The following is a 21,610-nucleotide window of genomic DNA, read 5'->3' as shown; positions in this document are numbered from 1 at the left end:
ATGAATACGACTATTGCACAACAAATTGCCAACGAAGGCGGCGTTGAAGCCTACCTGCATGCCCAGCAGCACAAAAGCCTGCTGCGCTTTTTGACCTGCGGCAGCGTCGACGACGGCAAAAGTACGCTGATTGGCCGCCTGCTGCACGATACCCGTCAGATTTACGAAGATCAGCTCTCTTCGCTGCATAACGACAGCAAACGTCACGGTACCCAGGGCGAAAAGCTCGATCTGGCGCTGCTGGTGGACGGTCTGCAGGCCGAGCGTGAGCAGGGCATCACCATCGACGTCGCCTACCGTTACTTCTCTACCGAGAAGCGCAAATTTATTATCGCCGACACCCCGGGACACGAACAGTATACCCGCAACATGGCGACCGGCGCGTCAACCTGCGACCTGGCGATCCTGCTGATCGACGCCCGCAAAGGCGTGCTCGATCAAACCCGCCGCCACAGCTTTATCTCCACGCTGCTGGGGATCAAACACCTGGTGGTGGCGGTGAACAAAATGGACCTCGTCGATTTTAGCGAAGAGACCTTTAACACCATCCGTGAAGCGTATCTGACCTTTGCTGAACAGCTGCCAGGCGATCTCGACATTCGCTTTGTCCCGCTTTCCGCGCTTGAAGGGGACAACGTCGCCAGCCAGAGCGATAAAATGCCGTGGTACAGCGGCCCGACGCTGCTGGAAGTGCTGGAAACCGTTGAGATTCAGCGCGTGGTGGAAAGCCAGCCGCTGCGCTTCCCGGTGCAGTACGTCAACCGCCCGAACCTCGACTTCCGCGGGTTCTCAGGTACGGTTGCCGCCGGCAGCGTGAGCGTAGGACAGCGCCTGAAAGTGCTGCCGTCGGGGGTGGAATCCACCGTGGCGCGCATCGTCACCTTTGACGGCGATCTGCCGGAAGCGGCGGCCGGGGAAGCGATCACTCTCGTGCTGAAGGATGAAATTGATATCAGCCGCGGTGACCTGCTGGTGGACGCGACTGTCTCTCTGCCTGCGGTACAAAGCGCCAGCGTTGATGTGGTATGGATGGCGGAGCAGGCCCTAACGCCTGGCCAGAGCTATGACATTAAAATCGCCGGTAAGAAAACCCGCGCCCGCGTGGATGGCGTACGCTACCAGGTCGATATTAACAACCTGACCCAGCGTGAAGTGGAATCGCTGCCGCTCAACGGCATTGGGCTGGTGGATCTGACTTTCGACGAGCCGCTGGTACTCGATAAATACCAGGATAACCCGGTCACCGGGGGCCTGATTTTTATCGATCGTTTGACTAACGTGACCGTTGGCGCAGGGATGGTACGCGAACCGAACGAGCAGGCTCAGGCAGGCGCTTCGCAATACAGCGCGTTTGAGCTTGAGCTGAACCAGCTTATTCGCAAGCACTTCCCGCACTGGGACGCCCGCGACCTGCTGGGAGGCAAGTAATGGCCCGGCATGACGAAAACGTCGTCTGGCACGCGCATCCTGTCACGCAGGCGCAGCGCGAGCAGCATCATGGCCATCGCGGCGTGGTGCTGTGGTTCACCGGGCTTTCGGGCTCGGGGAAATCCACCGTTGCCGGCGCGCTGGAAGAGGCGCTGCATCGGCTCGGCGTGAGCACCTATTTACTGGATGGCGATAACGTGCGTCACGGCCTGTGCAGCGATCTTGGCTTCAGCGACGACGACCGCAAAGAAAACATTCGCCGGGTGGGTGAAGTGGCGAAGCTGATGGTGGATGCCGGGCTGGTAGTATTGACTGCGTTTATATCACCGCATCGCGCAGAGCGGCAGATGGTGCGCGAACGTTTGGGCGAAGGGCGCTTTATTGAAGTCTTTGTCGATACGCCGCTGGCGATCTGCGAAGCGCGGGATCCGAAAGGGCTGTACAAGAAGGCACGGGCCGGGGAGCTGCGCAACTTTACCGGAATTGATTCAGTGTATGAATCCCCGGAGCGCGCCGAAATTCACCTCGACGGTGAACAATTGGTAACAAATTTGGTGCACCAATTATTAGACCTGCTACGACAGAGCGATATTATCAGATCCTGAAACGGCAGCGGCATCATCACAGGATGCCGATCGCCAGGTCAACAGGATTCGATATGCGCAATACCCAGAACATCAGTATTATTCGTTCAGAACCGCCGCCGGCAGTCAGCGACGAGACCACCTGGTCTCTGTCGGGCGCTGCCGTTGGCTTTATTTCATGGCTGCTGGCGCTGGGTATTCCCTTCCTGATCTATGGCAGTAACACGCTATTTGTCTTCCTCTACACCTGGCCGTTCTTCCTGGCATTAATGCCGGTTGCCGTCGTGGTTGGCATCGCGCTGCATTCGCTAATGGACGGCAAACTTCAGTACAGCGTCTGCGCGACGATTTTAACCGTCGGATTGATGTTCGGTCTGCTGTTCCTCTGGCTACTGGGGTAGTCCTTTCTACGAATGAATCTAGCCTGGGTATCAACGGTAAAAATGTGGTACAGTCCCCGCGTTACGCGGCGTCGTCCGCGCGCCAGAGTAGAGAACTCGGGCGAGTTATGGGATGATGATGCCGTTTTTCAGGGGGCAGGATGGGTAAACTAACGCTGCTGTTATTGGCTTTGCTGGTCTGGCTGCAGTACTCGCTATGGTTCGGCAAAAATGGTCTGCACGACTATAGCCGGGTTAACGACGATGTCTCCGCGCAGCAGGCAACGAACGCTAAATTAAAAGCACGCAACGATCAGCTGTTCGCCGAAATTGACGACCTCAACGGCGGTCAGGAAGCTATCGAAGAGCGCGCGCGCAATGAACTCAGTATGACCCGCCCGGGCGAAACGTTTTATCGTCTGGTGCCGGATGCGTCAAAACGCAACCAGGCCGCGGGGCAACAGCAGAATAATCGATAAACAGGCCCAGGATTACAACATGGCAGCCACTTTTCCGGGCGTTTGCGCCGTGGTGCCGGCAGCCGGTTTTGGCCGCCGCATGCAAACGGAATGCCCTAAACAATATCTCTCAATCGGTAACAAAACGATTCTCGAGCACGCGGTCGCCGCGCTGCTGGCAAACCCCCTTATACAGCGGGTAGTGATTGCCGTCAGCCCGGGCGACGTTCGCTTCAGCCAACTGCCGTTGGCGAACCACTCCCAAATCACCGTCGTTGATGGCGGCACGGAACGCGCGGACTCCGTTCTCGCTGGCCTGAAGGTTCTTGGCGAAGCCGACTGGGTGCTGGTGCACGATGCCGCGCGCCCCTGCCTGCACCAGGACGATCTCAGCCGCCTGCTTCAGCTATGCCAAACCAGCCGTACGGGCGGCATTCTGGCCGCTCCGGTTCGCGACACGATGAAGCGCGCGGAGCCGGGCAGGGCAGCCATCGCCCATACCGTTGAACGTAACGATTTATGGCACGCGCTGACGCCGCAATTTTTCCCTCGCGAACTGCTTGTTGATTGCCTGACGCGGGCGCTTAATGAAGGGGCGACCATCACCGACGAAGCCTCGGCGCTGGAGTACTGCGGCTTTCATCCTGAACTGGTCGCCGGACGAGCTGATAATATTAAAGTGACGCGCCCGGAAGACCTGGCGCTGGCCGAATTTTACCTTACCCGTTCCCGACACCAGGAGAAGGCTTAATGCGAATTGGACACGGTTTTGACGTACACGCTTTTGGCGGTGAAGGCCCAATCATCATCGGCGGCGTGCGCGTACCCTACGAGAAAGGGCTGCTGGCCCACTCCGACGGCGACGTCGCGCTGCACGCGCTGACCGATGCGCTGCTCGGCGCGGCGGCGCTGGGCGACATCGGCAAGCTGTTCCCGGATACCGACCCGGCCTTTAAGGGCGCCGACAGCCGCGAACTGCTGCGCGAAGCGTGGCGGCGGATTCAGGCGAAAGGCTATACCCTTGGCAACGTTGACGTCACCATTATCGCCCAGGCGCCAAAAATGCTGCCGCATATTCCCCAGATGCGCATCTTTATTGCCGAAGATCTCGGTTGCCATATGGACGATGTTAACGTCAAAGCCACCACCACGGAAAAGCTGGGCTTTACCGGTCGCGGCGAAGGCATTGCCTGTGAAGCGGTGGCGCTGCTGCGTAAGGCGGAGAAATGATCGCTTTTGACGAACTCACTTATCTGCATGGAAAACCGCTGAGCCAGGGGCTGCTAAAAGCCAACCCGGAGGACTTCGTGGTGGTTGAGGATCTGGGTTTTGCGCCTGACGGCGAAGGCGAGCATGTGCTGGTGCGTATTCTGAAAAACGGCTGCAATACCCGTTTTGTTGCTGACGCGCTGGCAAAATTCCTTAAAATTCATGCGCGTGAAGTGAGCTTTGCCGGGCAGAAGGACAAACACGCGGTCACTGAACAGTGGCTGTGCGCCCGAGTGCCGGGCAAAGAGATGCCCGACCTGAGCAAATTTCAGCTTGAGGGCTGTCAGGTACTGGAGTACGCGCGCCATAAGCGCAAGCTGCGCCTCGGGGCGCTGAAGGGGAACCAGTTTACGCTGGTGCTGCGCGAAATCAGCGATCGCGACGATGTCGAAACGCGTTTACAGGCGATTGCTGAGCATGGCGTACCCAACTATTTTGGCGCTCAGCGCTTCGGTATCGGCGGCAGTAACCTGCTGGGGGCGCTGCGCTGGGCCGAGAGCGGCGCGCCGGTGCGCGATCGTAATAAACGCAGTTTTTGGTTGTCGGCGGCCCGCAGCGCATTGTTTAATCAACAGGTTGGTATTAGATTAAAAAAACCGGAATTTAATCAGGTTGTTGATGGCGATGCGCTACAATTAGCGGGGCGCGGAAGCTGGTTCGTTGCGGCCTCTGAAGAACTGACGGAACTCCAGGCGCGGGTAGATAACCGCGAGCTGATGATTACCGCTGCGCTTGTGGGCAGCGGCGATTGGGGAAGCCAACGGGATGCGCTGGCCGCCGAGCAGGCGGCAGTGGTCGAAGAGACGCAGCTACAGGCGCTGCTGGTGCGTGAAAAAGTAGAGGCCGCCCGCCGGGCGATGCTGCTTTATCCCCAGCAGATGAGCTGGAACTGGTGGGATGACGTTACCGTTGAACTGCGTTTCTGGCTGCCCGCGGGCAGCTTCGCCACCAGCGTAGTAAGGGAGCTTATCAATACAACGGGTGACTATGCGAATATTGCTGAGTAACGATGATGGGATTCATGCGCCGGGCATTCAGAGCCTGGCAAAGGCCTTACGGGAATTCGCTGAGGTTCAGATAGTTGCACCCGATCGTAACCGCAGCGGAGCGTCGAACTCCCTGACGCTGGAATCTTCGCTTCGTACTTTCACTTTTGATAACGGCGATATCGCCGTACAGATGGGCACGCCGACGGACTGTGTTTATCTCGGGGTCAACGCCCTGATGCGGCCGCGTCCGGATATCGTGGTTTCCGGCATTAACGCCGGACCCAACCTCGGTGACGACGTCATCTATTCCGGCACCGTTGCCGCCGCGATGGAAGGCCGTCATCTTGGCTTTCCGGCGCTGGCCGTCTCGCTAAACGGCTATCAGCATTACGATACCGCCGCTGCGGTCACCTGCTCTATTCTGCGCGCTTTAAGCCGCGAGCCGCTGCGCACCGGGCGCATTCTCAATATCAACGTGCCGGATCTGCCTCTTGAGCAGATCAAAGGTATCCGCGTGACCCGCTGCGGCAGTCGCCATCCTTCCGACCAGGTGATCCCGCAAAAAGATCCGCGCGGCAATACGCTGTACTGGATCGGACCGCCGGGCGAAAAGTACGACGCCGGACCGGATACCGACTTTGCCGCCGTGGATGAAGGCTATGTGTCGGTCACGCCGCTACACGTCGATTTAACCGCCCACGGCGCGCATGAGGTGGTTAGCGGCTGGCTGGATCGCGTTGGAGTTGATACGCAATGGTAAGTAAACGTGTTGAAAGTCTTCTCAATCAGCTCCGCACGCAGGGCATTATTGACGAGCGCGTGCTGAACGCGATCGCCATGGTTCCGCGAGAAAAGTTTGTTGATGAAGCCTTTGAACATAAGGCGTGGGAAAACACGGCGCTGCCGATTGGTCAGGGGCAAACCATCTCGCAACCCTACATGGTGGCGCGGATGACCGAGCTTCTGACGCTAACGCCGGAGTCCCGGGTGCTGGAAATCGGCACCGGCTCTGGCTATCAGACGGCGATTCTGGCGCATCTGGTGCATCACGTTTGCTCGGTTGAGCGAATTAAGAGTTTGCAGTGGCACGCGCGCCGTCGTCTTAAACAACTTGATTTACATAATGTTTCAACCCGTCACGGCGATGGATGGCAGGGTTGGCAGGCGCGTGCGCCGTTCGACGCGATTATCGTTACCGCCGCGCCGCCGGAAATTCCGGCCGCGCTGCTGGCGCAGCTGGACGATGGCGGCGTACTGGTGCTGCCGGTTGGCGAAGAGCATCAGTTCCTGAAGCGGATCCGTCGGCGCGGCAACGAGTTTGTCATTGATACCGTCGAAGCCGTGCGCTTTGTTCCCCTCGTGAAGGGGGAGTTAGCCTGAACCCGGATTATTCCAGGTTTTTTTGCCTGCATTTAGGCATAGGGTGGACACATTTTTCGTGTCCTGGCCGGGCGCCGTCCGGTGAGCAAGATATTGGTAGTTAACATATTCCTGGGGGATAAATGAGCGCGGGAAGCCCAAATTTTACCTTAAGCCGCATTGCGGCTTTATCACTGGTGTCACTGTGGCTGGCAGGCTGCAGCAGCTCCAACAATCCGCCTGCGCCGGTCAGCTCGGCTGGCGGGACTTCGTCTTCCAGCACGAATTCCGGAATGCTGATCACGCCTCCATCCAATAACGTTCCGCAGGCGCGCCCGGTACAAACGCAGCCGGTGCAGACGCAGCCCGCTCAGGTCCAGCCGATGGCTCAGGAGCCGGTACAAACGGTGAACGGCAAAATTGTCTACAATCGTAAGTATGGGGATATTCCGAAAGGTAGCTATACCGGCGGCAGTACCTATACTGTTAAACGCGGCGACACGCTATTCTATATTGCGTGGGTCACCGGGAACGACTTCCGCGACCTGGCGCAGCGTAATAATATCCCGGCGCCGTACGGACTGAACGTGGGTCAGACGCTGCAGGTTGGCAACGCATCCGGTCAGCCAATCACCGGAGATAACCCTGTCGCCCAGGCCAGCGTGAAGGCCAGCAGCGGCGGGATGTTAACCGCAAATTCTGCACAAAAATCCACCGTGGTGGTTGCGTCCCAACCAACTATTACGTATTCTGAATCTTCAGGTGAACAGAGTGCTAATAAGATGTTGCCGAATAACAAGCCTGCGACGACAATAACCGTCGCGCCTGTTACGGCCCCGGCTGTCAGCACAACCCAATCGACTGCAAGCAGTACGTCAACCAGTTCGCCGATCTCTTCATGGCGCTGGCCGACTGATGGCAAGGTTATCGAGAACTTTAGTGGTGCCGAAGGTGGCAATAAAGGTATTGATATTGCAGGCAGTAAAGGACAGGCTATTGTCGCGACCGCAGATGGGCGCGTCGTCTATGCCGGTAACGCACTGCGCGGTTACGGTAATCTTATTATCATCAAACACAACGATGATTACCTGAGCGCCTACGCACATAACGATACGATGCTGGTAAAAGAGCAACAAGATATCAAGGCGGGGCAGAAAATCGCTACCATGGGTAGCACAGGTACAAGTTCTACACGTTTGCATTTTGAAATTCGTTACAAGGGGAAATCCGTCAACCCGCTGCAGTATTTACCGCAGCGATAATTTGGCAAAGTACGGATAAGCTCAGTATCGCTAAAAGAGGCGCCAGGGCGGCCAGAATGCCTGCTTTACCGGGGCAGAAAAGGTTCTCGTCCGGGCGTCTTTTAAGTGATGTTTAGCGGAAGGTGCTTTGCTCAGGGATCACGGGTAGGAGCCATCTTTATGAGTCAGAATACGCTGAAAGTTCATGATTTAAATGAAGACGCGGAATTTGATGAGAACGGAGTCGAGGTTTTTGATGAGAAAGCCTTAGTTGAAGAGGAACCCAGTGATAGCGATCTGGCTGAGGAAGAGCTTCTTTCGCAGGGAGCAACCCAACGGGTGCTCGATGCGACGCAGCTTTATCTTGGAGAGATTGGTTATTCCCCACTGCTGACGGCCGAAGAAGAGGTTTATTTTGCGCGTCGCGCGCTGCGTGGTGACGTTGCGTCACGCCGCCGGATGATCGAAAGTAACCTGCGTCTGGTCGTCAAGATAGCCCGCCGTTACGGCAATCGCGGTCTGGCTCTGCTGGATCTGATTGAAGAAGGTAACCTGGGGCTGATTCGCGCAGTTGAGAAGTTTGACCCGGAACGTGGGTTCCGTTTTTCGACTTACGCGACCTGGTGGATTCGCCAAACGATTGAACGGGCGATCATGAACCAAACCCGTACCATTCGTTTACCTATCCATATCGTCAAAGAGCTGAACGTTTATCTGCGTACCGCACGCGAGTTGTCCCATAAGCTGGACCACGAGCCAAGCGCGGAAGAGATAGCCGAACAGCTGGATAAGCCAGTTGATGACGTGAGCCGCATGCTGCGTCTGAACGAGCGCATTACCTCGGTGGATACACCGCTGGGCGGCGACTCGGAAAAAGCGCTGCTGGATATTCTGGCCGATGAAAAAGACAACGGCCCGGAAGACACCACGCAGGACGATGACATGAAACAAAGCATCGTCAAATGGCTGTTCGAACTGAACGCCAAGCAGCGTGAAGTGCTGGCTCGTCGCTTTGGTCTGCTCGGCTATGAAGCCGCGACGCTTGAGGATGTGGGCCGCGAAATTGGCCTGACCCGCGAACGCGTGCGTCAGATCCAGGTAGAAGGTCTCCGCCGTCTGCGGGAGATCCTGCAAAGCCAGGGGCTGAACATCGAAGCGCTGTTCCGCGAGTAAGACACCTTTCTTAAAAAAGCTCAATCGTTTGATTGGGCCTTTTTCTTTTTTGGGCCTCCGTCGCTTACGCGATCGCCGTCTCGTGGAGGTGCCGCCAGATGATTTTCTCTTCCTGCAGACGGAAAAGAACCGTCGACCAGCGCGCGGTTTCCGCTTTACTGGGGAGCGCGTGTATTTCCCGGTAGCTCACCGCTGCGCCATCGCGCCATTCGGCAAGTATGACGGCACTATCGACGACAATCTTTAAGCCCGGACGGCTCGCGCGAGCCCCGTGAAAAAAGGCGCTGACCGCCTGATGATCCATGCGCATACCGTTTATCGGGATCATGGTAAAGTCCGGGCTAAAGCGACGCATCAGCGCGTCGGCGCTCCCTTCACCCTGATTCAGCCAGTTTTCTATAGCCACGTGGGTCGCAATAACTTCCGCAATATAGCGATTCATTTGTTCTCCATTTTACCGTGCAGGCGCATGATTATCGCCCGGTTATCGAAGGTAAGGCAGCCCAGCAGCGGCGCCAGGGTCAACGCGGCGGCGGCGATAAATACGCCACGCCACGCCTGCGGCGTTGGCCAGTAAAGCAAAAAGGCGCTCAGTAAGGCTGCCAGTAGCGCAGATCCCATCAGGAAACTGAGCTGGCGGTTAAGATTCCACAGCGCGCTGGCGTCCGGCATATCGCCGTTTGCCACATTCAGAAACGCGCTGCTCTGGGCCGTACTGCTGCACAGGCTGCCGCCTGCGCCCATGAATATAAATGCCGCGATTAGCATACTGCTGGCGGTATGGGCATTGACGCCAGCCAGGGTGACGATCCCGACTGCCTGGAGAAGGCAGCCTACCGCGATAAGCGGGCGAGGGCCGAGACGATTGAAATAGCGGCCGGTCGTCGCGATCGCCACAAACGAGGCCAGCGACCACGGAAGCATCAGGGCGCCGATGGCGGAGGGCGACATCCCCGTCACGCTTTGTAAATAAAACATCCCGACGACATTGATGCCAATAAAAGTCCCCGGCACGCAGAGATAGACCAGCATTGAAAAGCGCAGCAGCGGATCGCGCAGTAGTGAGAGACGCAGGAGTCCCCCCGGCCGCGCGACGCGTCTCTCATCCTTAATCCACAGCGCTGCCAGTCCGAACGTCAGCAGCGCGATCGGCAGGCTGGCAAAGAAAACCCAGCGCCAGCTGAGCGATTGCACCAGCACCCCGCCGATCGCCGGCGAGCACGCCGGCGCCAGCAGCCCGACCAGCATCACCGCGGCGGAAAGTTTCGCCCGCTCGTGAGGCCTGAACTGTTGCCAGGTTAGCGACTGGCCTGGCGGGATCAATAGTCCGCCGCCCATCCCCTGCAGGGCGCGCCACATGACAAGGCTGGTCAACGAGTCGGCCATTCCTGCGGCCAGAGCCCCAATGCTAAATATGCTGAGCGAAAGCAGGAATACCCGCCGGGTACCAAACTGCTGGCTGAGCCAGGCGCTAAACGGCAGTACCAGCGTGAGCCCGGCAATATAGCCATTGCTGACCCACGCCAGTTCGCCCACCGACGCGTGCAGCGTCCGGCCCATCGCCGGAAAGGCGACGCTGGCGATGAACATATTGATTAAGTCGAGAAAGAAACCCAGCAGAAAAACGGTTGCGACCTTGCTGCGATACGTCATTGATTAAACCCCCCGTGAAGGCCGCTACTGTAAACCTCAGCGTCAGGGCGAATAAACACGACATTCGGAGATATACTGTCTGAAATTTTTTGACAATTGGCGGCGCGATGCTGAACCTGCAGCGGATGAACATATTTGTAGCGGTGGTCGATAGCGGAAGTTTTACCGCGGCGGCGACGGCGCTGGGGCAGACCAAGGCGGTGGTGAGTTTCAACATTCGCCAGCTGGAGAGCGAGCTGGGGGTTACGCTGCTGTTGCGATCGACCCGTCGGCTGACGCTGACGGAAGCCGGTTCGCTCTTCTATCATCGCGGGGTCGCGCTGCTGAAAGCGGCGGAAAACCTGCAGGACGACGTCCGGGGCAGCCACGTGGGGTTGAGCGGTGAACTGCGGATCACAACGACGCCAGAATATGGCGCGCAGGTGATTATCCCGGCGCTGGCGGAGTTTAGCCAGCGGCATCCAGCGCTCCGCGTGCGCCATGTTTCTTCTTCTCTCCACGCGGATTTAATCTCCGAACGGTTTGACGTGGCGATTCGCCTCGGGACGCTGGCGGATTCGCGCTACCGCGCGGCGCTGATATCGCGTTTTGCCATCGTCCCGGTTGCTGCCCCATCATGGCTGGCGCAGCATCCTGTAAAGACGCTTGAGGAGCTGGCCCACGCGGCGTGGATTATTCATGAACGTCTGACCGCGCCGCTCCGCTGGCCGCTTACCGGGCCCGATGAGGAGAGCATCGCCTTCGAGATTAAACAGGCGCCGCGGCTGTCGGCAGATAGCGCCAGCGCGCTGATGGCCTTTGCGCTGGCGGGCAGCGGCATCGCGCTGCTGCCCGAATGGCTGGTGGCCGCTGCGCTGGCAGACAGCGCGCTGGTGAAGGTGATGCCGGCGTTTAGCTTTCCGCGCCAGGGGGTGTACGCGGTTTACCCGGACGCGCAGCACGTTCCCGTCAGGGTCCGGGCGTTTATTGATTTTCTCCGCGAGCGCCTGGGTTAATTGGGTTCTCGCGCTATCAGCTTGTGGATGATTTGCGAAAACTGCTGGCGCTCTTCATCGTTCAGCCGACCTAAAAATTCTTCATCAACGGCGTTACCCAGCGGCATTGAGCTTGCCAGTAGCGCTTCGCCTTCTGCGGTTAAATAGACAAACCGACGGCGTTTGTCCGCCGGATCGTGTTCGCGACGAACCAGACCGCGGCTCTCCATTCGGCTCAGCATCTCCGCCAGCGTCGCTTTCGTGCTGACCGCCGCTTCCGTTAGCGTCACCTGTTCAATGCCGGGATGTTCGGCAATGGAACGCATCACCGCATACTGCGGTTTGGTGAGGTCCGGCAGTTCAAGCTGCCAGCGGGCGGTGTGCTGCTGAAAAAGCTGGCGTAGCAGGTGAAACGCCTCGTTTTTTAACTCCATGACAACTCCGTAATCAAACCGTCGGTTCTATGATAGCCGTTCGGGAGGCGTTTTAGCATTTTTCCTGTTTTGATGAAAAATGCGGCCGTGTACGAACGCACTTGCACGAAAAGCTCATCAAGCGTAGTTTTAATAAAAATGTTCGTATACGAACAATTATGAGGCGATGATGAAGCTAATTGTAGGGATGACCGGAGCGACGGGTGCTCCGCTGGGCGTGGCGCTGCTCAAAGCGCTTCGAGAGATGCCGGAAGTGGAAACGCATCTGGTGATGTCAAAGTGGGCCAAAACCACCATTGAGCTGGAAACGCCTTACAGCGCCCGTGAAGTGGCTGCGCTGGCCGATTTCTCGCACAGTCCGGCGGACCAGGCCGCCGTCATCTCATCGGGTTCGTTTCGTACCGACGGCATGATCGTTATCCCCTGCAGTATGAAAACGCTGGCGGGTATCCGTGCCGGTTATGCCGAGGGGCTGGTGGGGCGGGCCGCGGACGTGGTGCTGAAAGAGGGGCGTAAGCTGGTGCTGGTGCCGCGTGAAATGCCGTTGAGCACGATCCATCTGGAAAACATGCTGGCCCTGTCAGGCATGGGTGTGGCGATGGTGCCGCCCATGCCCGCTTATTACAACCATCCCAAAACCATTGAGGACGTCACTGACCACGTTGTCACGCGGGTGCTGGATCAGTTCGGTCTGGAGTATCACAAAGCGCGCCGCTGGAGCGGGTTGCGGGCGGTAGAGAATGTATCACAGGAGAATGAATAATGGCTTTTGATGATTTGCGCAGCTTTTTGCAGGCGCTGGACGACCAGGGGCAACTGCTGAAAATTAGCGAAGAAGTGAACGCGGAGCCGGATCTGGCCGCGGCGGCAAACGCGACCGGGCGCATCGGCGATGGCGCTCCCGCGCTGTGGTTTGACAATATTCGCGGTTTTACCGATGCGCGCGTGGCAATGAACACCATCGGTTCCTGGCAGAACCACGCTATCTCGCTGGGGCTGCCGCCGAATACGCCGGTGAAAAATCAGATCGACGAATTTATTCGTCGTTGGGATAAATTTCCGGTGACGCCGGAGCGGCGGGCAAACCCGGCGTGGGCGGAAAATACCGTCGACGGCGAGGCGATTAATCTGTTCGATATTCTGCCCCTGTTCCGTCTCAATGACGGCGACGGCGGCTTTTATCTCGACAAAGCCTGCGTGGTTTCTCGCGATCCTCTCGACCCGGACAATTTTGGTAAGCAAAACGTCGGCATTTACCGTATGGAGGTGAAGGGCAAACGTAAACTCGGCCTGCAGCCGGTACCTATGCACGATATCGCTCTGCATCTGCACAAAGCGGAAGAGCGCGGTGAAGACCTGCCGATCGCCATTACCCTGGGTAACGATCCGATTATCACCCTGATGGGCGCCACGCCGCTGAAATACGATCAGTCGGAATATGAGATGGCCGGCGCGCTGCGTGAAAGCCCGTACCCAATCGCCACCGCGCCGCTGACCGGCTTCGACGTACCGTGGGGGTCAGAGGTGATCCTCGAAGGGGTGATTGAAAGCCGCAAGCGCGAAATTGAAGGCCCGTTCGGCGAATTTACCGGCCACTACTCGGGCGGCCGTAATATGACGGTGGTGCGTATCGATAAGGTTTCCTACCGCAGCAAGCCGATTTTCGAGTCCCTCTATCTCGGTATGCCGTGGACCGAGATCGACTACCTGATGGGCCCGGCCACCTGCGTACCGCTGTATCAGCAGCTGAAGGCCGAGTTCCCGGAGGTGCAGGCCGTCAACGCGATGTACACCCACGGCCTGCTGGCGATTATCTCCACCAAAAAACGCTACGGCGGCTTTGCCCGCGCGGTGGGTCTGCGGGCGATGACCACGCCGCACGGCCTGGGCTACGTGAAGATGGTGATCATGGTTGATGAAGACGTCGACCCGTTCAACCTGCCGCAGGTGATGTGGGCGCTGTCGTCGAAGGTCAACCCGGCGGGTGACCTGGTGCAGTTGCCGAATATGTCGGTCCTGGAGCTTGATCCAGGCTCCAGCCCGGCGGGGATCACCGACAAACTGATTATCGACGCCACCACGCCGGTTGCGCCCGATCTGCGCGGCCACTACAGCCAGCCGGTACAGGATCTTCCTGAAACCAAAGCCTGGGCTGAAAAACTGACCGCCATGCTGGCCAACCGTAAATAAGGAGAAGAAGATGATTTGTCCACGCTGCGCCGATGAACATATTGAAGTGCTGGCAACATCGCCGGTAAAAGATGTCTGGACGGTATTCCAGTGCCAGCACTGTTTCTACACCTGGCGGAATACTGAACCGCTACGCCGCACCAGCCGGGAACATTATCCGGAAGCGTTCCGCATGACCCAAAAGGATATCGATGACGCGCCAATGGTGCCGCATATTCCGCCGCTGCTGGCGGAAGATAAACGCTAAAATCAACGGGGTCCGCTTAGTCGGGCCTTTTTATATTTAGTTAATCAATGCAAAATATTTATTAATTAAATTTTCAAATTGCATAAAAGGTTAATAGAGCAGATACGTTTGCGAGCCATCTTCCAGTTTATAATAAAATCAACGGGTTTGATAAATTACCGATAAGCTTCGCGGCCGGGAAAATATAGAATAGCGGCGGGTGCTTGAGGCTATCTGGCTTTGAGCATTGACAAGGATTCAGATAGACGAAAGCCCCAGGAGATATTTCTATCAACTGAGGCTGACGAATGAACCTGAACAATTCAGATGTTAGTCTCTTCTTTGCAGGGAGGCAAGACATGCTAACAAAATATGCCCTTGTGGCAATCGTCGTACTGTGTATTACGGTACTGGGATTTACGCTTTTGGTGCGCAGCTCGCTGTGCGAACTCAGTATTAAAGAGCGTAGTATGGAGTTTAAAGCTGTTCTCGCTTACGAATCGAAGAAATAGCATCAGCGCGGGGGGCAACCCCGCGTATTGGTTGTCAGGATGCATCCTCTCGCACCCAGTTTGCATTTGTTAAAACGGCAGCACCGCAGGGCGCTGCCGTTTTTTCACGTTAAACGAGAACTACACCAGGCTCTTCAGGCGATAGATCCACTCCAGCGCCTGGCGCGGAGTCAGCGAATCCGGGTCAAGATTCTCCAGCGCTTCAACCGCGGGCGAGGTCTCTTCCGGAGCGGAAAGCAGCGACATCTGGGTACCGTCCACCTGCGTGGCGGCAGCGCTCGGCGCAATGCTTTCCAGCTCGCGCAGCTTCTGCCGCGCGCGTTTAATCACCTCTTTCGGCACACCGGCCAGCGCGGCAACCGCCAGACCGTAGCTCTTACTGGCCGCGCCATCCTGCACGCTGTGCATGAAGGCGATGGTGTCGCCGTGCTCCAGAGCATCAAGATGGACGTTGGCCACGCCTGCCATTTTCTCCGGCAGCTGGGTCAGCTCGAAGTAGTGGGTGGCAAACAAGGTCAGGGCCTTAATCTTGTTCGCCAGATTTTCCGCGCAGGCCCACGCCAGCGACAGGCCATCGTAGGTCGAGGTGCCACGACCGATTTCATCCATCAGCACCAGGCTATGCTCGGTGGCGTTATGCAGAATATTGGCGGTTTCGGTCATCTCTACCATAAAGGTTGAGCGGCCGCTGGCCAGGTCATCCGCCGCGCCGACGCGGGTGAAAATACGATCGATGGGGCCGATGTCGACTTTTTCCGCCGGAACGTAGCTGCCGATATACGCCAGCAGGGCGATCAGCGCGGTCTGACGCATATAGGTACTTTTACCGCCCATATTCGGGCCGGTGATAATCAGCATTCTCCGCTGCGGGGCGAGGTGCAGCGGGTTAGCGATGAACGGCTCTTTCAGAACCTGCTCAACCACCGGATGGCGGCCTTCGCTGATACGAATACCCGGCTTATCGCTAAAGGTCGGGCAGCAGTAGTTGAGGGTCTCCGCGCGCTCGGCGAGGTTCACCAGCACATCGAGCTCCGCCAGCGCGCTGGCGCTCTGCTGCAGGTCGCCAAGATGCGGCAGCAGCATATCGAAAAGTTCATCGTACAGCTGCTTTTCCAGCGCCAGCGCCTTCCCTTTGGAGGTCAGCACTTTGTCTTCATACTCCTTCAGCTCAGGAATAATATAGCGCTCGGCGTTCTTGAGGGTCTGGCGACGGACGTAGTGGATCGGCGCATGCTGGCTCTGACCGCGGCTAATCTGGATGTAGTAGCCGTGGACGGCGTTGTAGCCTACCTTCAGCGTGTCCAGCCCCAGACGCTCGCGCTCGCGAACTTCCAGTCTGTCGAGGTAATCGGTCGCGCCATCGGCCAGGCCGCGCCACTCATCGAGTTCCGCGTTATAGCCGGGGGCGATAACGCCGCCGTCGCGAACCAGTACCGGCGGCGCATCGATAATCGCCCGTTCCAGCAGTTCACGCAGCTCGCTAAATTCCCCCATCTTTTCCCGGAGCCGCTGTACTGGCGCACAGTCGACGTCCCCCAGCATCGCGCGCAGTGCCGGCAGCTGCTGGAAAGCGTGACGCATACGCGCTAAATCGCGAGGACGGGCGGTGCGAAGCGCCAGGCGCGCCAGAATACGTTCGAGGTCGCCTACCTGGCGCAGTACCGGCTGCAGCTCGGTGTAATGTTCCTGCAGCGCGCCGATGGTCTGCTGGCGCTCTACCAGCACGGCGGTGTCGCGCGCCGGCATATGCAGCCAGCGCTTAAGCATACGGCTGCCCATGGGGGTCACGGTGCAGTCGAGCACCGAGGCCAGCGTATTATCAAAGCCGCCGGCCAGGTTCTGGGTGATCTCCAGATTGCGGCGGGTGGCCGCATCCATAATGATGCTGTCCTGCTGGCGCTCCATCGTGATGGAGCGGATATGCGGCAATGACGTGCGCTGGGTGTCTTTGACGTACTGCAGCAGGCAGCCGGCGGCGCACAGGCCGCGCGGGGCGTTTTCAACGCCGAAACCAACCAGATCGCGCGTACCGAACTGGAGATTGAGCTGCTGGCGCGCGGTGTCGATTTCAAATTCCCACAGCGGACGGCGGCGCAGGCCGCGGCGGCCCTCAATCAGCGACGACTCGGCAAAATCCTCCGCGTACAGCAGCTCGGCGGGGTTGGTGCGCTGGAGCTCCGCCGCCATCGTTTCGCGGTCAGCGGGTTCGCTCAGGCGAAAACGTCCGGAGCTGATATCGAGGGTGGCGTAGCCAAAACCTTTACTATCCTGCCAGATGGCGGCCAGCAGATTGTCCTGGCGTTCCTGCAGCAGCGCTTCATCGCTGATGGTACCCGGGGTCACAATGCGGACGACTTTGCGTTCAACCGGCCCTTTGGTGGTTGCCGGATCGCCAATCTGTTCGCAAATGGCCACCGACTCGCCCTGATTAACCAGCTTAGCCAGATAGTTCTCAACCGCGTGATGGGGGATCCCGGCCATCGGAATCGGTTCGCCCGCGGAAGCGCCGCGCTTCGTCAGCGAGATATCCAGCAGCTGCGATGCGCGTTTCGCATCGTCATAGAACAGTTCGTAAAAATCACCCATCCGGTAAAACAGCAGAATCTCCGGGTGCTGGGCTTTCAGCTTGAGATACTGCTGCATCATTGGTGTATGGCTAGAGAAGTCCTTGTCAATGTCTTCATTCATATTGATTTTACTCATTTTTTAATTCTTTCAGGTGCTCATGTGGCCCCAGGTAAATCCCCTTTAAACCCACATAAACCCATAAATTTGTAGCTCACTTGTAGCCTAGAATGTGATAGGTTACCTTCTAATCATTCTTGGGCTACAAATAGTGGTGATACTTTGAAAACAACTCTCAGTCAGACTTTTATTATCAATAAGTTAAGCATTGGTGTGAAGCCCACCCTTAACCATGCGGGAAAAGTCGTTTTCGAAGCAAACCCAGAGCAAAAACCTTACATAGTTTTTGATGACCACCGCGACTCACCAGTTGGCTTTGGTGTGAAGGTCAGTTTGACGAAAAAAACCTATGTGATCCAGCGAAGAGTAGCCTCGTCAGATCGTAATGTCAGTGAGGGTAAGAAGCCAAGCTCTGTCTTGAAAGTCAAGGTTGGAAATGTGTCTGATTTTCCAAGTATCGATCAAGCCCGTGAGGTAGCTCGGCAGTTGGTTCAGACAATGATCGCAACAAAGAGAAATCCCAACAAAATTAAGAGGGAACTCGATCTTGCCGAATTGACGGTGAGTGAAGCTTTTGCCCAATACAGAAGTCACTTACTTGGCAGAACCAGGCCTGCTAAACCCAACACCCTAAATGTATTGGACAAAGCAGAAAATCGATTAAAAGAGTGGCAAAACCTTCGAATCAAGGATCTCACTGGTAATGAAATCCTCCGTAAGTTTGACGAGATTGCTGCAAAAGCTAGAACAGCAGCAGAGCAGACTTTCCGGTGGGCCAATGTTGCTGTCAAACATGCGATTGAAATTGAGGCTGGAAATGCTCAGACACAACAGCGGCAACCTTCGTTGTCATACAACCCATTTTCTATCCTGAAAGTGCAGAAAAAGTTCAGGACTCGTTCTGAACTGGAAGACAGCTATCGTGCTAAAGGTGTTCGAAACCCCTTATCACCTAAGGATACATTAGGACGGTTTCTTACCGCATTACACAACAAGAGAAGCTTCAATCGTCTGGGGTGTGATTATCTGTTGTTGACCGTACTGACGGGGGCCAGAAAAGAAGAAACGGCTTCGTTGTGCTGGCGAGAGGCTCTGACAGAAGATGAAGCAAAAACGACCAGCTATATCGATCTCGAAAACCGGGTTATTCGCTTTTACGACACAAAAAACCGCAATGACCATGAATTGCCTATCTGCGATGCTACGAAGCGAATTCTGGAAGATCGACGAGATATCGTCAACGATACCGAAAAACAAGCAGATAAACGCAAATGGGTTTTTCCGGCTCGTTCGTCACGAAGCAAGGTCGGGCACTATTCAGACAGTAAAAGCTTACGCGAGTATATCTGTCAGGAAGCCGGAATAATGAAGTTAGGAATGCACGATCTGCGTAGGACCTTTGGCCGTGTTGCAGAAGAACTGACCTCGTATACAGTGGTGAAAAGATTGCTCAACCATCGCAATACCACCGATCCCACTGAAAGGTATGCAATGCCTGATAATGAACGAATTTATGGGGCACTTCAAAGGATTGAGCTTCATATGCTGATGACGGCACCAGGATTGTATAATACACTTTTGGCTTCGGCGAAATATCCACCATTACCAGTAAATTAGGAGAAGGGAATGAGTGCAATAGACACTTTAAGGGAATACGCCGAAGTATGGCATTTATTTGGTAATATGCCAGATGATGCAACTCTAAGTGCTGAAGTTTCGGCTCTTTATCTTGGTGTGAGTGTCAAAACTCTTGCTCGCTATCGCCAGAATGGTAATGGCCCAGCTTATATCCAGTACCAAGCAGAAGACAGCAAAGCACGGAATCAACGAGTAAATTATCTACTGGGTGATTTAAGGGCTTGGCGGGATAGTCATAAGGTAAGCAGTACAATGGAGGCTGCACAGGTCCGAGGATTGGCTTTTACTTGTTTGAATGATTTTACTAAGCCAGAACCGTTTTGGTCTATTGATAATAAAATTTACTCTCATGCCCTCACTATTTCTGACGAAATATTCAAGGAGCTATTAAATACAACTCGTGCAGAAGTTATCTGGATCTCTGTTGAAAAAGTTTTATCTGAGGACTGGCATAGTGCGAGGGAACGGCAGATATGGAATGATTTTTTTGTTATTTTTTTAAATGAGCTTGTGTTGACATCAAATTTGCTACAGGAAAAACATATAATTAATGATAAACTCTTAGAATAGAGATTTCATATTGATTCAAAGGGGGTGAAAAAGTGATGTTAATAAAAATCAATCATTTTAAAAATCGTCTCAACTGATTAACATGCAGATAATTACGATGATAGATAGTATATTAAGGTTTTGACTTTTTTAATGGTAGCATGGTTATTTTTATACTAAGTGAGTTTAATACATGATACTTGTACAAGGACATAAGTAACTTATGAAAAAAATAAATCAGTTGATAACCCCTTCTGTTGATGCGACAGATTATACATCACCAGATAAAAAAATGTTTTTTAAGGACTCATATCTTGCTACAAGTTTTTCTGAGAAAGCTTGCGATCCTAATTGCTATTATTTTGTCGGGGAGAAAGGGACTGGAAAAACAGCATTAGCATTTCATATACAAAATGATGAGCCTAAAAATATTAATGCGAAGTTATTGCCAATCTCTGATTCTCAGTACACTAGATTCATTAATTTAAAATCAGCAGGAAAGTTGTCATATACTGATTATCCCATCATATGGCGAGCAACTATTCTTTATCTTATCTGTAAGTTGATTATTCAAAAAAGAAAGAAATGGTATCATAAATTAACGTATAAATTTCACAAATTGGAAGCAGCAATAACATCTTATGATAAGGATGCACATATTCCTGAGCTTGAGTATGTTATTGAATTTGCTACTTCCTTAAGTGAAGGAGGTAAACTATCTGCAAACATACCGGAAGCATTAAAAATAGCATTTGAGTCAAGTGAAACTAATTCAATAAAAACAACTCAGACATCGATAAAAGCTTCATTATTGGAATGTGAAAAAATATTGAAAGATAGTTTATTTAGTTTGAAATTAAATAAGCAAATTGTATTATTTTTAGATGGAATAGATGCTAAGCCAAGCGGTATTGACTTTTCGGAATATCAGAAATGTATAACTGGGTTGGCAGATGCGGCTTGGAGTCTCAATAAGGACTTTTTTTCAAATATGCCAAACTCACCTCAAAAGCCAAGAGTAGTTCTCCTTTTGAGACCAGATGTTTTTGATTCACTAAATTTACATAATTCAAACTGTAAACTTTCAGATAATTCAGTTGTATTTGACTGGAGTACATCTAAACAAGGCTATAAAAATTCAGATCTTTATAAAATGTCTGACAAATATTTTATCTCACAAAATAATGACAATAGTGGCTGGGAGAGATATTTTCAAGAGGAAAGACCTGGCAGTAAAAATAGGTCGTATAGACGACTTCTTCGCATTTCATATCAAAGGCCGCGAGATGTATTTTCAGCAATAAAAATACTTATTGATATATATAAAAAAGATGGGAGAGGCTCATTAAACCATTTTTCATGGCAAGATTTTATCAGCCCTGAATTCACTAAAGTGTATTCTCAGTATCTTTTGGGAGAGGTCAAAAATTATGCTAATTACTATATATCAAATGCACAGTTTGATGTTTTGATTTCATTTTTTCAACTATTAGATGGCAATAGCAATTTTACTGAAGAAGAATTTAGAGAAGCTTTCAATACATTTAAAAATAGGCACGAAAATGAAATACAAGAGACATCAAGTATTACAAATGATTATAGTTCCTTTTTGCAGTTTTGGTATGATGTGAATGTAATTGGTTATAAGGAAAGAGTGGCAGAAGAAAATAATAATTTCTACCATTGGTCCTATCGTGAACGAAATGCACTCAATGTCATGCCGAAAATTAAAAAAGGGTGCATGTACATGATACATCCAGGTATAGCGAAAGCTATTGATATCGGTAAGCCTACTGTCCGAGAATAATATACTCTCTGGCTTAATAATTGAATTTGTAATATAGAATTCAATCGGATAATTTTACAAA

General features: G+C 54.1%; 23 protein-coding genes. 19 read left to right on the top strand and 4 right to left on the bottom strand.

The window, feature by feature from the left end; translation table 11 throughout:
* From cysN to rpoS, 11 genes are all read left to right on the top strand, one after another.
* A complete protein-coding gene (gene cysN / locus BJF97_RS23320; RefSeq protein ID WP_014226587.1) occupies nt 1-1,428 on the top strand; it encodes a sulfate adenylyltransferase subunit CysN in 1,428 nt (475 codons plus the stop codon).
* A complete protein-coding gene (gene cysC, locus BJF97_RS23315) occupies nt 1,428-2,033 on the top strand; it encodes an adenylyl-sulfate kinase (RefSeq protein ID WP_004853621.1) in 606 nt (201 codons plus the stop codon). The genes cysN and cysC overlap by 1 nt, the downstream gene beginning before the upstream one ends.
* Nucleotides 2,034-2,086: 53 nt before the next feature.
* Nucleotides 2,087-2,413, top strand: a complete 327-nt coding sequence (locus BJF97_RS23310) for a DUF3561 family protein (RefSeq protein ID WP_014839365.1) — start codon at nt 2,087-2,089, stop codon at nt 2,411-2,413.
* 140 nt (nt 2,414-2,553) lie between these two features.
* On the top strand, nt 2,554-2,871 hold the full coding sequence (gene ftsB, locus BJF97_RS23305; RefSeq protein ID WP_004104977.1) for a cell division protein FtsB: 318 nt from the start codon (nt 2,554-2,556) through the stop codon (nt 2,869-2,871).
* Between the two features lie 19 nt (nt 2,872-2,890).
* Nucleotides 2,891-3,601, top strand: coding sequence for a 2-C-methyl-D-erythritol 4-phosphate cytidylyltransferase (ispD, locus tag BJF97_RS23300; protein WP_004853617.1), 711 nt, complete (start codon nt 2,891-2,893; stop codon nt 3,599-3,601).
* Nucleotides 3,601-4,080, top strand: a complete 480-nt coding sequence (ispF, locus tag BJF97_RS23295; protein WP_004853615.1) for a 2-C-methyl-D-erythritol 2,4-cyclodiphosphate synthase — start codon at nt 3,601-3,603, stop codon at nt 4,078-4,080. Before ispD ends, ispF begins: the two co-directional genes overlap by 1 nt.
* Nucleotides 4,077-5,126, top strand: a complete 1,050-nt coding sequence (truD, locus tag BJF97_RS23290) for a tRNA pseudouridine(13) synthase TruD (RefSeq protein ID WP_014226586.1) — start codon at nt 4,077-4,079, stop codon at nt 5,124-5,126. Before ispF ends, truD begins: the two co-directional genes overlap by 4 nt.
* Nucleotides 5,107-5,868 carry a 5'/3'-nucleotidase SurE gene (gene surE, locus BJF97_RS23285; RefSeq protein ID WP_032694667.1) on the top strand — a complete coding sequence of 254 codons (762 nt, stop codon included), beginning with the start codon at nt 5,107-5,109 and terminating at the stop codon, nt 5,866-5,868. The genes truD and surE overlap by 20 nt, the downstream gene beginning before the upstream one ends.
* A complete protein-coding gene (locus BJF97_RS23280) occupies nt 5,862-6,488 on the top strand; it encodes a protein-L-isoaspartate(D-aspartate) O-methyltransferase (RefSeq protein ID WP_009651549.1) in 627 nt (208 codons plus the stop codon). The genes surE and BJF97_RS23280 overlap by 7 nt, the downstream gene beginning before the upstream one ends.
* Nucleotides 6,489-6,670: 182 nt before the next feature.
* On the top strand, nt 6,671-7,729 hold the full coding sequence (nlpD, locus tag BJF97_RS23275; protein WP_223240637.1) for a murein hydrolase activator NlpD: 1,059 nt from the start codon (nt 6,671-6,673) through the stop codon (nt 7,727-7,729).
* 159 nt (nt 7,730-7,888) lie between these two features.
* The gene (gene rpoS / locus BJF97_RS23270) at nt 7,889-8,881 is read left to right on the top strand and encodes an RNA polymerase sigma factor RpoS (protein ID WP_004104962.1); all 993 of its coding nucleotides are present in this window, start codon (nt 7,889-7,891) and stop codon (nt 8,879-8,881) included.
* Between the two features lie 64 nt (nt 8,882-8,945).
* Here rpoS and BJF97_RS23265 read toward each other — a convergent pair whose 3' ends face one another.
* Both BJF97_RS23265 and BJF97_RS23260 read right to left on the bottom strand, forming a co-directional pair.
* Entirely contained in the window at nt 8,946-9,323 is a 378-nt protein-coding gene (locus BJF97_RS23265) for a hypothetical protein (protein ID WP_032694665.1), read from the bottom strand.
* Nucleotides 9,320-10,534 (bottom strand): MFS transporter, encoded by a 1,215-nt coding sequence (locus BJF97_RS23260; RefSeq protein WP_032694664.1) that lies wholly within the window; start codon nt 10,532-10,534, stop codon nt 9,320-9,322. The genes BJF97_RS23265 and BJF97_RS23260 overlap by 4 nt, the downstream gene beginning before the upstream one ends.
* 107 nt (nt 10,535-10,641) lie before the next feature.
* Here BJF97_RS23260 and BJF97_RS23255 point away from each other — a divergent pair, with 107 nt between their 5' ends.
* Nucleotides 10,642-11,529, top strand: coding sequence for a LysR family transcriptional regulator (locus BJF97_RS23255; RefSeq protein WP_032694663.1), 888 nt, complete (start codon nt 10,642-10,644; stop codon nt 11,527-11,529).
* On the opposite strand, the gene BJF97_RS23250 is transcribed toward BJF97_RS23255, so the two are convergent.
* Nucleotides 11,526-11,942, bottom strand: coding sequence for a MarR family winged helix-turn-helix transcriptional regulator (locus BJF97_RS23250; protein WP_004853601.1), 417 nt, complete (start codon nt 11,940-11,942; stop codon nt 11,526-11,528). The genes BJF97_RS23255 and BJF97_RS23250 overlap by 4 nt on opposite strands.
* Nucleotides 11,943-12,111: 169 nt before the next feature.
* On the opposite strand from BJF97_RS23250, the gene BJF97_RS23245 reads away from it, so the two are divergent.
* From BJF97_RS23245 to BJF97_RS23230, 4 genes are all read left to right on the top strand, one after another.
* Nucleotides 12,112-12,705: a non-oxidative hydroxyarylic acid decarboxylases subunit B gene (locus tag BJF97_RS23245; protein ID WP_032694662.1), complete on the top strand. Its 594-nt coding sequence runs from the start codon at nt 12,112-12,114 to the stop codon at nt 12,703-12,705.
* Nucleotides 12,705-14,132 (top strand): non-oxidative hydroxyarylic acid decarboxylases subunit C, encoded by a 1,428-nt coding sequence (locus tag BJF97_RS23240; RefSeq protein WP_004853598.1) that lies wholly within the window; start codon nt 12,705-12,707, stop codon nt 14,130-14,132. The genes BJF97_RS23245 and BJF97_RS23240 overlap by 1 nt, the downstream gene beginning before the upstream one ends.
* A 10-nt stretch (nt 14,133-14,142) precedes the next feature.
* Nucleotides 14,143-14,379 (top strand): non-oxidative hydroxyarylic acid decarboxylases subunit D, encoded by a 237-nt coding sequence (locus tag BJF97_RS23235; protein ID WP_004853596.1) that lies wholly within the window; start codon nt 14,143-14,145, stop codon nt 14,377-14,379.
* A 338-nt stretch (nt 14,380-14,717) separates the two neighbouring features.
* A complete protein-coding gene (locus BJF97_RS23230) occupies nt 14,718-14,870 on the top strand; it encodes a Hok/Gef family protein (protein ID WP_009651623.1) in 153 nt (50 codons plus the stop codon).
* 120 nt (nt 14,871-14,990) lie between these two features.
* On the opposite strand, the gene mutS is transcribed toward BJF97_RS23230, so the two are convergent.
* Complete coding sequence (gene mutS, locus BJF97_RS23225) at nt 14,991-17,558, bottom strand: DNA mismatch repair protein MutS (RefSeq protein ID WP_032694732.1); 2,568 nt, start codon at nt 17,556-17,558, stop codon at nt 14,991-14,993.
* Between the two features lie 159 nt (nt 17,559-17,717).
* On the opposite strand from mutS, the gene BJF97_RS23220 reads away from it, so the two are divergent.
* From BJF97_RS23220 to BJF97_RS23210, 3 genes are all read left to right on the top strand, one after another.
* The gene (locus tag BJF97_RS23220) at nt 17,718-19,172 is read left to right on the top strand and encodes a tyrosine-type recombinase/integrase (RefSeq protein WP_032694661.1); all 1,455 of its coding nucleotides are present in this window, start codon (nt 17,718-17,720) and stop codon (nt 19,170-19,172) included.
* A 9-nt stretch (nt 19,173-19,181) separates the two neighbouring features.
* Nucleotides 19,182-19,763, top strand: coding sequence for a hypothetical protein (locus BJF97_RS23215; RefSeq protein WP_032694660.1), 582 nt, complete (start codon nt 19,182-19,184; stop codon nt 19,761-19,763).
* A 202-nt stretch (nt 19,764-19,965) separates the two neighbouring features.
* Nucleotides 19,966-21,549, top strand: a complete 1,584-nt coding sequence (locus BJF97_RS23210; protein ID WP_070083009.1) for a P-loop ATPase, Sll1717 family — start codon at nt 19,966-19,968, stop codon at nt 21,547-21,549.
* Nucleotides 21,550-21,610 lie beyond the last annotated feature (61 nt).

This window comes from Klebsiella sp. LTGPAF-6F (assembly GCF_001753185.1).
GTDB classification, from domain to species: Bacteria; Pseudomonadota; Gammaproteobacteria; order Enterobacterales; family Enterobacteriaceae; genus Klebsiella; species Klebsiella michiganensis.
The sequence above is the reverse complement of the archived record's forward strand: the minus strand, read 5'-3'. Positions and strand labels throughout refer to the sequence as shown.

What these genes read in the sequence shown, in the direction of transcription:
- BJF97_RS23310 (WP_014839365.1), top strand. Translation starts at nt 2,087, where the DNA reads ATGCGCAATACCCAGAACATCAGTATTATTCGTTCAGAACCGCCGCCG.
- BJF97_RS23235 (WP_004853596.1), top strand. Translation starts at nt 14,143, where the DNA reads ATGATTTGTCCACGCTGCGCCGATGAACATATTGAAGTGCTGGCAACA.
- cysN (WP_014226587.1), top strand. Translation starts at nt 1, where the DNA reads ATGAATACGACTATTGCACAACAAATTGCCAACGAAGGCGGCGTTGAA.
- rpoS (WP_004104962.1), top strand. Translation starts at nt 7,889, where the DNA reads ATGAGTCAGAATACGCTGAAAGTTCATGATTTAAATGAAGACGCGGAA.
- ftsB (WP_004104977.1), top strand. Translation starts at nt 2,554, where the DNA reads ATGGGTAAACTAACGCTGCTGTTATTGGCTTTGCTGGTCTGGCTGCAG.
- BJF97_RS23230 (WP_009651623.1), top strand. Translation starts at nt 14,718, where the DNA reads ATGCTAACAAAATATGCCCTTGTGGCAATCGTCGTACTGTGTATTACG.
- BJF97_RS23245 (WP_032694662.1), top strand. Translation starts at nt 12,112, where the DNA reads ATGAAGCTAATTGTAGGGATGACCGGAGCGACGGGTGCTCCGCTGGGC.
- surE (WP_032694667.1), top strand. Translation starts at nt 5,107, where the DNA reads ATGCGAATATTGCTGAGTAACGATGATGGGATTCATGCGCCGGGCATT.
- BJF97_RS23265 (WP_032694665.1), bottom strand. Translation starts at nt 9,323, where the DNA reads ATGAATCGCTATATTGCGGAAGTTATTGCGACCCACGTGGCTATAGAA.
- BJF97_RS23240 (WP_004853598.1), top strand. Translation starts at nt 12,705, where the DNA reads ATGGCTTTTGATGATTTGCGCAGCTTTTTGCAGGCGCTGGACGACCAG.
- ispF (WP_004853615.1), top strand. Translation starts at nt 3,601, where the DNA reads ATGCGAATTGGACACGGTTTTGACGTACACGCTTTTGGCGGTGAAGGC.
- BJF97_RS23210 (WP_070083009.1), top strand. Translation starts at nt 19,966, where the DNA reads ATGAAAAAAATAAATCAGTTGATAACCCCTTCTGTTGATGCGACAGAT.
- BJF97_RS23260 (WP_032694664.1), bottom strand. Translation starts at nt 10,534, where the DNA reads ATGACGTATCGCAGCAAGGTCGCAACCGTTTTTCTGCTGGGTTTCTTT.
- cysC (WP_004853621.1), top strand. Translation starts at nt 1,428, where the DNA reads ATGGCCCGGCATGACGAAAACGTCGTCTGGCACGCGCATCCTGTCACG.
- BJF97_RS23280 (WP_009651549.1), top strand. Translation starts at nt 5,862, where the DNA reads ATGGTAAGTAAACGTGTTGAAAGTCTTCTCAATCAGCTCCGCACGCAG.
- ispD (WP_004853617.1), top strand. Translation starts at nt 2,891, where the DNA reads ATGGCAGCCACTTTTCCGGGCGTTTGCGCCGTGGTGCCGGCAGCCGGT.
- BJF97_RS23255 (WP_032694663.1), top strand. Translation starts at nt 10,642, where the DNA reads ATGCTGAACCTGCAGCGGATGAACATATTTGTAGCGGTGGTCGATAGC.
- BJF97_RS23215 (WP_032694660.1), top strand. Translation starts at nt 19,182, where the DNA reads ATGAGTGCAATAGACACTTTAAGGGAATACGCCGAAGTATGGCATTTA.
- BJF97_RS23250 (WP_004853601.1), bottom strand. Translation starts at nt 11,942, where the DNA reads ATGGAGTTAAAAAACGAGGCGTTTCACCTGCTACGCCAGCTTTTTCAG.
- truD (WP_014226586.1), top strand. Translation starts at nt 4,077, where the DNA reads ATGATCGCTTTTGACGAACTCACTTATCTGCATGGAAAACCGCTGAGC.
- mutS (WP_032694732.1), bottom strand. Translation starts at nt 17,558, where the DNA reads ATGAATGAAGACATTGACAAGGACTTCTCTAGCCATACACCAATGATG.